The following is a 14,705-nucleotide window of genomic DNA, read 5'->3' as shown; positions in this document are numbered from 1 at the left end:
CTCGTATCAAATTGAAAGGAGAGGAAGCTATGTCGCAATTAATTAAACAGAGCATGTGTTTGATGGTGTTATTTTTTTTAGTTTTTGTACCAACTAAGCATCATCTTTATGCAGAAAATTTACCTCGTGCTCAGCTCGTATCATCTGAAGTTTCCGGTATGCACAAAAATTTTAACCGAAACGAACATGACCAATCGAGTCTCGAGGTGGGGAGGAACAGATTGGTTCAAGCTAACACACTACTCATACCGTCAGGTCAATCCATTGGTATGCAGTTAGAAGGTGAAGGCGTGGTGATTGTCGGATTTGAAGAAGTTGAACAAAATAATGAACGCACATCACCCGGAAAAGAAGCTGGTTGTGAAGTAGGTGATATTATTGTAGCCATTAATGACCAACTTATACGGAAAATGAGTGATGTCACATCTTTTTTAGCAGAAAACGGTCAAGAAACGATAATGGTCGATTTACTGCGTAAAGGAGATAAGGTAAAGGTTAAAATAAAACCAATAGAAACAGAGAGGGAAATATTTCGAATAGGTGTGCTTATTCAAGATCAATTATCTGGTGTCGGTACACTCACGTATTATGACCCTAAAACAAGGCTATATGGAGGATTAGGGCATAATATATATGCACTAGATCAACCGGTTGAGACTATTGAAAATGGTGTCTTGTTTTATTCCTATGTTGATCAAATCAATAAAAGTGAGAAACACAAACCTGGTGATAAACAAGCGCATTTTATGACTGAACGTGGAATTCTTGGTGCTATAAGGCAACATTCGATTTTTGGTGTGTTTGGAGAACTGACAGAAATACCGCAACATAGCCTTTATGATGAACCTATTGTCGTAGCAAAGCCGGAAGATGTTGAAGTCGGTCCAGCTCAATTATTGACAGTGCTAAAAGGCGAAAAAGTGGAAAGGTTTGATTGTGAAATTATTGAAGTAAATCACCAAACGTCACCTGAAATCAAAAGCTTCGTCATGAAAGTAACAGATACCCGTTTAATTAGCGAGACGGGTGGAATTGTCCAAGGAATGAGTGGAAGTCCCATTATTCAACAAGGCAAGTTTGTTGGAGCGGTGACACATGTATTTGTAGATGATCCACTCAAAGGTTATGGTGTATATTTGCAATGGATGTTGGATACTCAAAATCAGACAGAGAATCAAAAAGCGGCATAAGATGAAACAGACAAGCTCTCATGAGCTTGTCTGTTTTTGTCGAATCGCCACTAGTTTTAACATAATTTATGAAATTTAATGAATTGTGCAGGAGAACTCAAACCAATGTCGAAATTAACTTGAGATTTACATCATAAAAAGGAGGAAATATATATGAAACAAACAGAACTTGTCTTTATTGATGATAACATCGCTTTAACGGATATGTTGGAGGAGTATTTTTCAAATAAGCCGGCATATGACGTCTTAGGCGTAGCTAACAATGGAAAAGAAGGTGTAGAGATTATAAAGGATGTCGAACCAGATGTTGTCTTGTTAGATATTATCATGCCTCAAATGGACGGGATCAGTGTACTTGAAACTATCCAATCGATGCGTTTAAAAAAGAAGCCGCAAATCATCATGTTAACAGCGTTTGGGCAGGAGGATGTGATGAAACGGGCTAGTGAATTAGGAGCGAGTTACTTTATTTTAAAACCTTTCGATTTTGAACAACTTGAGCATAAAATCCAAGCGGTACAAGGGTTTACAGAATCAAAACGTAATACGAGTAAATTACCCGATCACAATAGAAAGACATTTGATTTAGAGGCCAGCATTACAAATATCATTCATGAGGTCGGTGTACCAGCTCACATTAAGGGCTATATGTACTTAAGAGAAGCAATCACCATGATTTTTCATGATATAGAATTATTAGGCTCGATTACAAAAATCCTTTATCCTGATATCGCAAAGAAGTTTAATACTACCCCTTCACGCGTGGAACGCGCCATTAGGCATGCTATTGAAGTTGCTTGGGCAAGAGGAAATATTGATTCTATTACTGACTTATTTGGGTATACAGTTAATGCGCATAAAGCCAAACCGACAAACTCAGAATTCATCGCTATGGTTGCAGATCATTTAAGATTAAAGTATAAAGCGAGTTAAAATGCCTTATACATAAAAAATGAAATAATCTGAATTTTACTATAACAATTTTCGCATTTTTATGATAGTATTTATACTATTATAAAGATTATTGGAGATGTTAAAGAGATGAAAGTAGCTAAATTCGGGGGAAGTTCAGTCGCAAATGCTGAACAACTAAAAAAAGTAGCCAATATTATTCAAAGTGATGCGGACAGAAAAATTATTGTTGTGTCTGCACCGGGGAAGAGAAACAGTGATGACATTAAAGTAACAGATCTACTTATTGATCTAGGAGAAGCGTACCGTCTTGGTCAATCACATGAACAAGAGCTTCAGCGTGTTGTAGACAGATTTGAGGCCATTCTAGAAGAACTTCATTTGTCTAAGGATGTTTTACATGATATTCAAACCCGCGTTAGAAAAATATTCAATGACGGGAACGATTTAGCAACAAAACTTGACGCTATTAAAGCCATCGGTGAAGATTCACTAGCAAAAATCTTGAGTGAATACCTTGTATCGCTAGGTATGCATGCTCGTTATGTTAATCCAAAAGAAGCTGGGTTAATTTTAAGTGATCAACCAGGCAGTGCGCAAATTTTGGATGAGAGCTTTAAACTTATTCATCAATTGACGAAACACGATGAAATCATGGTTATTCCAGGTTTCTTTGGTTACACAAAAGAAGGTAAGTTGGTAACATTTTCTCGTGGTGGGAGTGATATTACTGGGTCAATTGTTGCTGCCGGGGTAAAAGCAGATTTATACGAAAACTTTACGGATGTTGATTCTGTCTACTGTGTGAACCCACAGATTGTTAAAAATCCGAAGGAAATTACCTCATTAACCTATAAAGAAATGCGGGAACTATCCTACGCCGGATTTTCAGTCTTTCATGCCGAAGCACTAATTCCAGCCTTTAAAGAGCGCATCCCAGTCTGTATTAAAAATACTAATAATCCAGGTGCTAAAGGGACGATGATTGTTAATGAAAAAGCTGAGACTAATCAAGCGGTTGTTGGTATTGCGAGTGACACCGGTTTTGTCAGTCTTTATGTTAGTAAGTATTTAATGAATCGCGAAATTGGTTTTGGGCGACGCTTATTAAACATACTAGAAGATGAAGGTATCTCATTCGAACATACACCTTCTGGTATCGATGACTTATCCGTCATTATTCGAGAAAACCAATTAACAGAAGAAAAAGAGGCCATCGTTATAAATCGTATAAACAAAGAATTAAAGCCTGATACGGTTTATATTGATCGACGTCTGGCGCTTATTATGATTGTTGGTGAAGGCATGCATAGTTTTGTTGGTACAGCAGCTAAGGCAACAAAAGCGTTTGAAGAAGCTGATGTTAACTTAGAAATGATTAATCAAGGTTCTTCTGAAGTGTCTATGATGTTTGGCATTAAAGAAGAAGGTGTAAAGCGTGCTGTTCAATCGCTTTATAGAGTGTTTTTTGAGGAGAATTAAATGATGATTACTCTAACTACTAGCTAATCTATGGATAGATTAGCTAGTAGTTTTTTTTGTCTTATTTCTGGAATCAGCATAAAAAAATAAAATATAACCAGGTTCTAATATCTAATTATAATTATTGCTTGAAAATATATCATCGAAGCGCTATGATAAACATGAACGTTTTGTTATATATCTTCTATTAAAAGGAGTCTTTTTATGTCTAAAAATTATGACCTAGTCATACTGGGTGGTGGTATGGGCGGCTATATTTCTGCCATCCGCGCCCGTCAGTTAGGTAAAACAGTTGCCATTGTTGAAAAGGACAGGTTAGGTGGTACATGCCTTCATAAAGGATGCATCCCAACAAAGGCACTACTTAAAAGTGCCGAAGTCTTTCAAACAGTTAAAAAATGCGGGTTATTCGGTGTGAAAGTGAAGGATCTAGCCTTTAATTATTTAGAGGCCTTCCAACGCAAAAATACCGTCGTTGACAAGCTTTATCAAGGTGTGAATCAACTAATGAAAAAACACCGTGTAGATATGTATTATGGGGTTGCCCGCCTGCTAGGACCATCGATTTTTTCACCACTTGCCGGTGCTGTGTCAGTCGAAACAACGGAAGAGACAGAAACGTTAATTGGTAAGCAGGTACTCATTGCGACAGGTGCTAAGCCAAGAAGTCTTGAGTCATTGCCGTTCGACCATCAGCGTATTCTATCTTCAGATAGTATCCTCGCGCTGGAAGAACTACCTACCTCTTTAACAATCGTAGGTGGTGGTGTCATTGGGGTGGAGTGGGCTTCTATGATGCTTGATTTTGGTGTTCAGGTCACACTCGTTGAACAACAAAAACATCTACTACCCGGATTTGAACCAGATGTTCAAAAGGAAATATTAACACAACTCAAAAAAAGAGGCCTGAAGGTGTATGTGAATACAACTGTCATGGGTTCTCGTGTACGAGATGATGAGGATTTAATTGAACTTACATTAGCCAATGAGCCGACGCCAATTATAACAAGTCATGTACTTGTGAGTGCAGGACGAATAGCTGAAACAGATCAATTAGGTCTAAATAATACGCAAATAGAAACAGATGATTACGGGTTTATTAAAGTAAACGAGAACTTTCAAACAAAGGAAGCGCATATTTATGCGGTGGGTGATGTAATAGGTGGAAAGCAATTAGCGCATGTGGCGAGTTTTGAGGGGAAAGCAGCTGTCAATCATATGTTTGATCAACCGATTGATTTAACGCCGCTTCAGTTTATCCCAAGCTGTGTCTATTCAACACCAGAAGTTGCGACAGTTGGTCTCACTGAAAGTGAAGCTAAAGCTTTATTTACTCATGTGAAAACAGCTAAATACCCATTTCAAGCTATCGGTAAAGCCATCGTTAATGACGCGTGTGATGGGTTTGTCAAAGTCGTCATTAATGACGACACCCGCGACGTATTAGGTGTATCCATTATTGGCGATAAAGCAACAGAACTTATATCAGAAGTCGGACTAGGTATGGTGCTTAATGCTTCTATTGAAGAGTTTGGAGAAACGATTCACCCGCATCCATCGATGTCTGAAGTGATTGAAGAAGTAAGCTTATTAGCTATCGATCGACCGGTACACGTGTAAATATGAAGGAGGTAGATATACATGACACTAAAAGATAGTGGATTATCAAATGATCAATTATTAGATATGTTTTACTATATGTTGTTATCAAGACGCAGTGATGAACGGATGTGGTTGTTAAACCGTTCGGGGAAAATACCGTTTGTCGTCTCATGTCAAGGGCAAGAAGCGATGCAAGTTGGAAGCAGTTTTGCACTTCATAAAGGTGTGGACTATACCGCGCCGTATTACCGTGACGTAGGCGTTGTTCTAACGATGGGCATGACAGTAAAAGAATTATTCCTTCAAGCCTTCGCAAAAGCAGAAGACCCTAATTCAGGTGGCAGACAAATGCCGGGGCACTTTGGTCATCGTCGCTTGAATATGCTTTCGGGTTCATCACCGGTAACCACGCAAGTACCACATGCGGTTGGGATAGCGTTAGCGCTTAAGATGAAACAAGAAGAAGCGGTGAGTTTTGTGACACTTGGAGAAGGCTCTAGTAATCAAGGTGATTTCCATGAAGGGTTAAACTTTGCGAGTGTACATGACTTGCCAGTTATTGTAATGGTTGAAAACAATCAATATGCTATTTCTTGTGGCATCGAGCAACAAGTAAATTGTAAACATATATCTGATCGTGCCATTGGCTATGGGATTCATGGTGAGACGGTGGATGGTAATGATCCTGTTGCTGTCTATCAAGCCATTAGCAATGCGCGAAAGCGCGCATTAGCTGGTATGGGACCAACTTTAATTGAGGCGGTTGCTTATCGCTTAACTCCACACTCTAGTGATGACAATGATTTAACCTATCGTACGAAAGAAGAAGTGGACCTTGCAAAAGAAAAAGACGGGTTAATTATATTTAAGCGTACACTAAAGGATCAAGGAATATTAACAGCTGATATTGAGCAAGCTTATGAAGCTAAAATAAAAGCATTAATCGATGAAGCAACCACGTATGCAGATGAAGCACCATATGCAGATGTCAGTACATTATTTGACGGGGTTTATCATCAATAGGAGGGATTTTTTATGGCAGTGATGTCTTATATAGAAGCAATTAATCGGGCAATGAAAGAAGAGATGCATCGGGATGATAACGTCTTTCTTCTAGGAGAAGATGTCGGTAAACGCGGTGGGGTTTTTCGCGCAAGCGAAGGGTTATATGAAACGTTTGGTAAAGAGCGTGTCATAGATACCCCCTTAGCCGAATCAGCCATTGTCGGTGTCGGCATTGGGGCAAGTATGTACGGGATGAGACCAATTGCGGAAATTCAGTTTGTCGATTTTATCCTTCCAGCAGTCAACCAGATTATTTCGGAGGCAGCTAAAATGCGTTACCGTTCAAATAATGACTGGAGTTGTCCAATAACTATTCGGGCACCTTACGGTGGTGGGGTTCATGGTGCGCTGTATCACTCTCAATCACTTGAGTCATTGTTTGCATCACAGCCTGGACTGAAAATCGTTATGCCATCATCACCAAAAGATGCATTGGGTCTACTAAAAGCAGCCATTCGTGATCCGGATCCTGTTCTTTACTTTGAGCACAAAAAAGCTTACCGCTTACTAAAAGAGGAGATTCCAGATGAAGAAATCATTATTGACATTGGTAAAGCTAATACGGTTAGAGAAGGTGAAGATTTAACGGTTATTACGTATGGATTATGTGTAGAGTTTAGTAAAAAAGCAGCAGATAAACTTGAAAAATCAGGTTTCACAACGGAACTAGTCGATTTACGAACAGTCTATCCACTCGATGAACAAGCGATTATTGCCGCTGCCAAAAAGACCGGAAAAGTGCTATTAATTACAGAAGATAATAAAGAAGGCAGCATCATAAGTGAAGTATCCGCTATTATTGCCGAACATTGTTTATTTGACCTTGATGCACCTATTGCGCGCTTAGCGGCACCAAATGTGCCAGCGATGCCTTATGCACCGCCACTCGAACAAGCGTTTATGGTCACTGAAGATAAAGTATACGAAAAAATGTTGGAAGTAGCCCAATATTAAATCGTGAGAGGAGGAATGAACGTGGCGATTAAAACAATGACGATGCCTCAGTTAGGAGAAAGTGTGACGGAGGGAACCATCAGCAGTTGGCTTGTTAAACCTGGTGATGAAGTGGAACTTTATCAGCCGCTCGTTGATGTCATGACAGATAAGGTCAATGCTGAAGTACCATCAAGCTTTTCAGGTACAGTGACAGCATGTTTAGTTGATGAAGGAGAAACAGTCGCTGTAGGCACGCCTTTATGCCATATAGAAGTACCTTCAGCTGATACAGAAGATGAACTAAAGAAGCATTCTCCTATAGCTATCAATGAAGCAGCTGATTTAGTGAATGAAAAGCAATCAATGCGTGAACGCTATTCACCTAAAGTATTAATGTTAGCAAACCAGCATAACGTTGATTTAAGCGAGGTTTTAGGTACAGGTTTACATGGCCGGATTACACGCAAGGATGTGGAAGCTCACCTTGCGAGCCGGTCTGAATCAAGTCGCCGCATAGACACTAAGGTTGCGGCGGAACCGTCAACAAAAGCTGTTAAAAAGAAAGACACCATGCCTGCATTTAAAGGTGACCGAGAAATTCCTGTCACAGGCATTCGTAAGTCTATCGCTGAAAACATGGTACGGGCAACATCTGAGATTCCACATGCTTGGATGATGATTGAAGTTGATGTGACAAACCTTGTCAATTATCGAAATGAAGAAAAGGCTAAATTTAAAGAACAAGAAGGGTATAACCTTTCCTACTTTTCATTTTTCTTAAATGCTGTCGCAAAAGCTCTTAAGAAATTCCCAGAACTCAATAGTTCTTGGCAAGGAGATAAAATTGTTCAACACAAAGATATTAATCTTTCCATCGCAGTTGGGAACGAAACGGAATTGTATGTCCCAGTCATTAAGAATGTCGATGAGAAAAGTATTAAAGGGATCGCAAAAGATGTGCATGTTTTAGCTCATAAAGCACGACATGGTCAATTAACAAAAGAAGATATGGCCGGTGGAACGTTTACAGTTAACAACACAGGGACGTTTGGTTCGGTTCAGTCTATGGGGGTTATTAACTATCCTCAGGCAGCGATTCTTCAAGTAGAATCAATCGTTAAACGTCCAGTCATTATTAATGATATGTTCGCCGCAAGAGATATGGTGAATCTTTGTTTATCATTGGATCATCGTGTGTTAGATGGTGTCATCTGTGGTCGATTTATGTCTCATGTGAAAGACATTTTAGAAAATATTTCAGGTGATACAACACCGATTTATTAACCGCTTAAACATTTAAAGGCAGTAATACCCTCTTATCGTAGATAATATCTACGAAAGAGGGTATTTTTGCTCGGTAAATTGCTATATCGAGTGACTATCGTCATATACAAACGGGCTAAAAATTAAAATGTTTGAAAACTATTTATTCTTTTTAGTCTCTATTGTATAATTGTGTAGCGATTCACAAGAGAGGGGATATTTATGCTGATTAAACAAGGGAGTAAGTTGGAGAAAAAGGGGAATCAAACGTCAAAGTGGGGGATTAGACGAAAAATTATTATCGCATTTAGTAGTGTTTCATTATTAGCTATGTTTATCATTGGAGGGCTTGTGTACGTCATTGCTGCTCGTTCGTTAACACATGAAGTCAATCAAAAAGTAGAATCAACGGCACAAATACATATGGAAAAGCTGGACCGATTTATGTATGAACGAACATATGACTTAGCTAATTTACAACAAATATTACGTGTTGAAGAGGTAGATCAACAGCAATTAAACGATGCATTAACGCGAGAAGTGTATTTTGAGCGTTTAACGGTAGTGGATCTAGAGAATGACACGATTACTGATACAGGAAATGGTAAGATGGCTCTCTCTGATGCTGCTGCCATTGGACAAGGTGAGTTGGTTGTCTCAGATACCGTGTATGATGAAGTATTAGGTGAACAAGTAATCTATATTTATCAACCTTTAACGAGTAGTGGCGGTGGTGTTTTGCGTGGGGCTTTTCCAATTCGGCATATTTGGGATGAAGTCAATCGTATTGCGACTGAACATGTGACTGTTGAACTTGTGAATCAATCAGGTGAGAAATTAGCTGATACGACGACACAAGCATCTGTTTCGGATGAGGAAGAAGATACGGGTCTTGATCAAACATCAGAACTTTTTAAGACGGTTGAAAGGTTAAATAGAGGTGAAGTCGGCAATATTCAAACAGCATCTAGTGACGGTGTTGATAGTTTGATTGGGTTTAGTATGAGTGATGGCTATCAATCATATAAAGGAAATGATTGGGTGTTAATTGTCAGTGAAGCTACAGATTACGCTTTAAAGCCGGTGAGACAACTAAGACAAATTGTTATCGTTGTTGCGACATTAACACTTCTTGCGGTTATATTAACAGCGGTAATCATTTCTAACTCCATTGCTAAACCAATTATATATTTATCTAAAACTGCCGCAGCAATCGCACAAGGTGAATTAAATCAGCAAGTGAATGTGAAAGCGACGGGAGAAGTAAACACATTAGCTAATAGTATTAAAGTGATGGTTGATAATTTATCTGAATTTGTTCGAACAACGACGCATGAGGCGAAAACACTTGATGATGAATCGATACAGTTATCAATTGAGAGTCGTGCGTTAACTGAGGGAACAACACAATTAAATGATGTGATGACCACCATCGCTGAGGGTGCTGAAGAGCAAGCTCAATTAACTGGAGACATCTCGATATATACTGAAGTACTCACGCGTGAAACAAGAGACATGTCTGAAAAAGCGAATCAATTAAGTGCATTTTCATCTGAAGTGAAACAATCATCGTTGGATGGGCTGTCGCAAATGGATCATGCTTTTAAACAGATGAAAAAAATTAATGTAGATGTTGAGAAAGCGAATAATCGCATGGGTGAATTAGAAATAAAAACACAAGCGGTCGTTGATTTAACGTCGGTCATTAATGATATTACCAAGCAAACTAACTTACTGGCATTAAATGCCGCAATCGAAGCTACTCGTGCTGGTGAAGCGGGTAAGGGGTTTGCTGTCGTAGCTGATGAAATTAGAAAATTAGCTGACCAAGTCTCAAAAGCGGCGGTCGATATTGAAACGGTCATAGTTGAAATGAACAATGAATCTGGTTATGTTAATACATCACTTAAAGAAACGGCAAAAGAAACAGAACAAGGGATGAAGGAGCTTAGTCAGTCCAAAGAAAACTTTACCACAATCAATCATCAAATTAATCAATTAAGCAACGTTATCGAAACGATGAAAAGACAATTAGGTGCTATTGATCAGAACAGTTTATCCATCCATCAAAATGTTAAAAAAGTGGCGAACATTAGTGAGGAAAGTTCTGCGGGTATTGAAGAAACTACTGCAACAATTGAGGAACAAAAACGTGCAGTAGAAGAACTTGATCAACAAGCATCCACACTACAATTATTATCCGACCGATTAAAACAACAATTGTATCGTTTTAAAGTGTAAGCATCATAATTCGGTCTGAGCATTGTCTCAGGCCGTTTTTCTTATGAAAGCGAGGATGTTTGTTGATTGGCATGTGTATAGATGCACAATATTAGAAAATACGTTATAATTAAGGCTTTAAAAGAGAGAAATTGAGGTGACGTTATGCAAATTGGTTATAGAACATTAAAAACAGCTATTGCTGCACCAGCGGCTGTCTGGATTGCTGAGTTAATGCAACTGGATAGTTATGGGTCAGCAGGAATTATCGCGGTCTTATGTATTCAACCGACTCGGAAGCAATCGTTTTTGACAGCTTGGCACCGAATTGCCGCTGGGCTGTTATCGATGGTTTATGCTTATGTCATATTTGAATGGATAGGTTACTCACCACTAACAATTGGTTTATTACTTTTGTTATTTATCCCCGTAACAGATAAATTAAATATTACCCCAGGAATTGTTACGAGTTTAGTTATTTTATTTCATTTTTATGCAGCACGACGTGTGGACATTGATATTATCATTAACGAAGCATTGATAATGTTTATTGGTATTGGTGTCGCACTAATACTTAACTTATACATGCCCAATTTAGACAACAAATTTGCTGATTTACGTATACAAGTGGAGTCAAATTATCAAAGTTTCTTCAGAAATGTTGCGAAGTATTTAAGGGGAGAAGTGGTCACTATTAATGGGGAAATGCTGATCGCTACGAAAAAAGCCTTAAAAGAAGCGGATATCCTCGTTCAACGGGACTTAGAAAATACGTTTTCAAAAAGTACAAGCTATCGCCGAAGTTATTTTTCTATGCGTGAAATCCAACTACACTCATTGGAGCGGATGTTAAAAGTGATCCGGCCACAAATGGTGTCGGTCAAACAAGCAAAGTTAATTGCTGATTTATTGGATGATTTAGCCGATGCGATTTACCCGGAAAACCCCGTAGATTATCATATTCATTCAGTTAATGACCTCCTCGATCGTTTTGAAAAACAAGATTTACCGAAAACACGAGAAGAGTTTGAAATTCGGGCAGATCTGTTCCAGTTATTAAATGAAATTGATCATTATTTAACGATTAAGAATCAAACCGTTAAGGATATTCTAGATTAAGTAAGGCGACGTTAATCGTTAAAACGCAAAGAATAACCAGGCGACGGAGAAGATTGCCTGGTTATTAGTGATGTGGCTGGGAATAAGGAGAATACTGGAGGTGATTGCAACCTTTGACACCATGAATCATCAGAAACTTAAATGTTTGGTCAAATTAATCGAGAAATTTATCTAGATATATGTTTTGACTAGTAATTTTTTCAAATGAATTAGATACTTCATCGAATTCTAAAACAATTAAATCGCCATAATTACCTGAGTTCACGTCAGGACTAAATAAGACGATTTTGTTTTCACTTAAGTTAACTACTTCTAAACTACCGTTGATCGATACGGTATCTAAAGGGGGTTAACATAGACGATAGGGTCTTTAGTTAATACTACAAATAAGGTTATTAGTAATGACATAATAATGACCGGATTTATAAATTTCCACTTAAATTCCATGGTATACCTCTTTAATTTAATTGTCCTAATAAATAATTGATCTAAACTTAATCTTTTATTTTATTAAGCTTTTTCTCCATCCACTTTAATCTAGCCATCCATCCCCAGAGACCCGACGCTAACAAAATAATACCAAAAACGACATATAACCAAGTCACATAACCACATTTCTTTTATTTAAATTCAATAGGTTTAATTTGTGTAAATTATACCAATTATATAAAAATAAAGAAGGTATATCAACTTTGTTTAAATAAAGTAAATGGTTTTACGTTGGCATACTATAAAATGGCGTTGAGTCATTTTTCTTTTGCTAAAAATCCCTTTACCAACACCAAGTATGATGCAACCAAAAAACGGCAGATTAAAAGGAGAACCCGCCGTTTTATTTGCCTTTTATAAAATGTAAGCTAGACCAGTAAACAAGAGTGAGCTAACCATCGTAAGAATCATAATATAAACAATCAGTTTATTACGACGTTCGCGTTTTGACGGTTTTCTCGTCGTTTCGTGTTGCTTTGTTTGTTTTGTCATTATTAAACCTCCAAGCGTTATGTGAATGTCATCTGTTTAAACAGCGTGTTGCCTTGCATGTAAGGGATGATGTAAACCAATACACTAATACTTACATTTTAGCGTGAAAGATGAGAAGATACAAGTAAAAGTTCTTAACGATAAACTTAAAACTCACTGTCATCGTTAATGTAAATGAAGTGCGAAGTTAATGAGGGATAAGGTATAATTGACAAAAGGTAAACAGATAGAGTAACGTAGAAAGAGACAAATGACCAATGAAGGGAATGGAATGAATGGTAAATAAAGAGAGACTAGTAGATGAATTTTTAACGCTTGTTCAAATCGACTCAGAGACGGGACATGAAGGTGTGATTCAGTCACGGTTAAAAGCGATGTTTGAGTCATTAGGTGTTGAAGTACAAGAAGACGATGCTAAAGAAAAAACGGGTTTTGGTGCAAATAATCTTATTTGTACATTAAAAGGTACAAAAGAAGTACCGACTATTTATTTTACGTCACATATGGATACGGTTGTCCCTGGAAAAGGTGTTACACCGGTTATAGAAGACGATATAATTAAAACAGATGGCACGACTATTTTAGGTGCCGATGATAAAACAGGCCTCGCGGCCATTTTTGAAACGATTCGCGTGTTAAAGGAGCAAGATATTGCGCATGGTGATATCCAGTTCGTCATTACTGTTGGTGAGGAATCCGGCTTAGTAGGTGCAAAAGCGTTAGATGAAACGATGATTACAGCTGATTTTGGTTATGCCCTAGATAGTGATGGTCCTGTAGGTGATGTTGTTGTTGCTGCACCGACACAAGTAAAGGTTTTTGCTAAAATACATGGCAAGACAGCGCATGCAGGTGTAGCGCCCGAAAAAGGCGTATCTGCCATTACGATAGCAGCAAAAGCCATTAGTAAAATGCCCCTTGGCCGCATTGACGAGGAAACGACGGCGAATATCGGTCGCTTCTCTGGTGGTGATAAAACGAATATTGTTTGTGATTATGCTGAGGTGCTCGCAGAAGCGCGTTCACTGGTACGTGAGAAAGTTGATCAGCAAGTGGAAGCAATGGTTGAAGCATTTGAATCTGTTGCTAGTGAAATGGGCGGAGAGGTAGAAGTAGAATCGGAGTATATGTATCCTGGATTTAAGCGTCTAGAATCAGATCAAGTTGTTCAGATAGCCAAAACGGCTGTTGAGTCGATTGGCCGAAAGTTCGAGTTGAAAACAAGTGGTGGTGGAAGTGATGCAAACATTATTTCAGGTTTTGGTATACCAACTGTGAATTTGGCTGTAGGGTATCAAGATATTCACACGACCAACGAAAAGATGCCGATGAAGGAACTCGTTAAGGTGACGGAACTTGTTGTTGAGATTATCAAAACAGTTGCCCTTTTATAAGTCAATTACCCACCACTTAAATGCTAATGCGTTTTGAAGTGGGGGCTTGTAAAAGCCCTAATTGTCTAGCCTAAGTCTTTCGAGGACTACGTTAGAAAAGTGAATACGACTTTGTATGATTCCCTAGTACATTTTGTCGTTCAGGCGCTGTAACAACTCTGAGAGGTAGGAGTGGTCAACCTGTTGCACGAAGCTTTTCTAACATTGGCGAAGGGAAACTAACTCTAAAAGGAGGGCGAATCTTGAGAGTATTCGTCAAATCAATGCGGGGGTCCAATTTGGACCCTTGTAAAAACCAAAAAGCAAGAAAATTACTCAAAGAAAAGAAAGCAAAAATTATAAGTTACAAACCTTTTACGATTCAAATGTTAGTTCCGACGGGTGAGACAACACATGAATCACATGTCGGTATTGATTTAGGTGCTAAGTACACAGGTGTTGCGATAACACAAGAAGACAGAGTCTTAGCAAAAGGCAACATTGAATGTCGCCAAGATGTAAAGGGACTACTTGAAACTAAAAAAATCTACCGAAGAAGCAG

The 14,705-nt window shown here is 38.4% G+C and carries 12 protein-coding genes; 11 read left to right on the top strand and 1 reads right to left on the bottom strand.

The window, feature by feature from the left end:
• Positions 1-29 precede the first annotated feature (29 nt).
• The 9 genes from spoIVB to BM163_RS04425 all read left to right on the top strand — a co-directional run bounded on the left by spoIVB (position 30) and on the right by BM163_RS04425 (position 11,789).
• Positions 30-1,190: a SpoIVB peptidase gene (gene spoIVB / locus BM163_RS04465; RefSeq protein ID WP_089800672.1), complete on the top strand. Its 1,161-nt coding sequence runs from the start codon at positions 30-32 to the stop codon at positions 1,188-1,190.
• 153 nt (positions 1,191-1,343) lie between these two features.
• Positions 1,344-2,123 (top strand): sporulation transcription factor Spo0A, encoded by a 780-nt coding sequence (spo0A, locus tag BM163_RS04460; protein WP_089800670.1) that lies wholly within the window; start codon positions 1,344-1,346, stop codon positions 2,121-2,123.
• A 108-nt stretch (positions 2,124-2,231) separates the two neighbouring features.
• A complete protein-coding gene (locus BM163_RS04455) occupies positions 2,232-3,584 on the top strand; it encodes an aspartate kinase (protein ID WP_089800668.1) in 1,353 nt (450 codons plus the stop codon).
• A gap of 204 nt (positions 3,585-3,788) precedes the next feature.
• A complete protein-coding gene (gene lpdA / locus BM163_RS04450) occupies positions 3,789-5,204 on the top strand; it encodes a dihydrolipoyl dehydrogenase (protein WP_089800666.1) in 1,416 nt (471 codons plus the stop codon).
• 21 nt (positions 5,205-5,225) lie between these two features.
• Positions 5,226-6,209, top strand: a complete 984-nt coding sequence (locus BM163_RS04445; RefSeq protein ID WP_089800664.1) for a thiamine pyrophosphate-dependent dehydrogenase E1 component subunit alpha — start codon at positions 5,226-5,228, stop codon at positions 6,207-6,209.
• A 12-nt stretch (positions 6,210-6,221) separates the two neighbouring features.
• A complete protein-coding gene (locus BM163_RS04440) occupies positions 6,222-7,205 on the top strand; it encodes an alpha-ketoacid dehydrogenase subunit beta (RefSeq protein WP_089800663.1) in 984 nt (327 codons plus the stop codon).
• A gap of 21 nt (positions 7,206-7,226) precedes the next feature.
• The gene (locus BM163_RS04435) at positions 7,227-8,471 is read left to right on the top strand and encodes a dihydrolipoamide acetyltransferase family protein (protein ID WP_089800661.1); all 1,245 of its coding nucleotides are present in this window, start codon (positions 7,227-7,229) and stop codon (positions 8,469-8,471) included.
• A gap of 201 nt (positions 8,472-8,672) precedes the next feature.
• Positions 8,673-10,691, top strand: a complete 2,019-nt coding sequence (locus BM163_RS04430) for a methyl-accepting chemotaxis protein (protein WP_089800659.1) — start codon at positions 8,673-8,675, stop codon at positions 10,689-10,691.
• 144 nt (positions 10,692-10,835) lie between these two features.
• Entirely contained in the window at positions 10,836-11,789 is a 954-nt protein-coding gene (locus BM163_RS04425; protein WP_089800656.1) for an aromatic acid exporter family protein, read from the top strand.
• 843 nt (positions 11,790-12,632) lie between these two features.
• Here the strand turns inward: BM163_RS04425 and BM163_RS04420 are convergent.
• Entirely contained in the window at positions 12,633-12,770 is a 138-nt protein-coding gene (locus BM163_RS04420; protein WP_089800654.1) for a DUF4044 domain-containing protein, read from the bottom strand.
• A gap of 275 nt (positions 12,771-13,045) precedes the next feature.
• Here BM163_RS04420 and BM163_RS04415 point away from each other — a divergent pair, with 275 nt between their 5' ends.
• Positions 13,046-14,164, top strand: coding sequence for a M20/M25/M40 family metallo-hydrolase (locus tag BM163_RS04415; protein ID WP_089800652.1), 1,119 nt, complete (start codon positions 13,046-13,048; stop codon positions 14,162-14,164).
• A 242-nt stretch (positions 14,165-14,406) separates the two neighbouring features.
• Positions 14,407-14,705, top strand: a 299-nt coding sequence (locus BM163_RS04410; protein WP_177200251.1) for an RRXRR domain-containing protein, incomplete at its 3' end; no start/stop codon positions are given.

Source organism: Halolactibacillus alkaliphilus, from assembly GCF_900115465.1.
Taxonomy (GTDB): Bacteria; Bacillota; Bacilli; order Bacillales; family Amphibacillaceae; genus Halolactibacillus; species Halolactibacillus alkaliphilus.
Note: the sequence above shows the minus strand (reverse complement) of the source record. Positions and strands in the feature narration are given on the sequence as shown.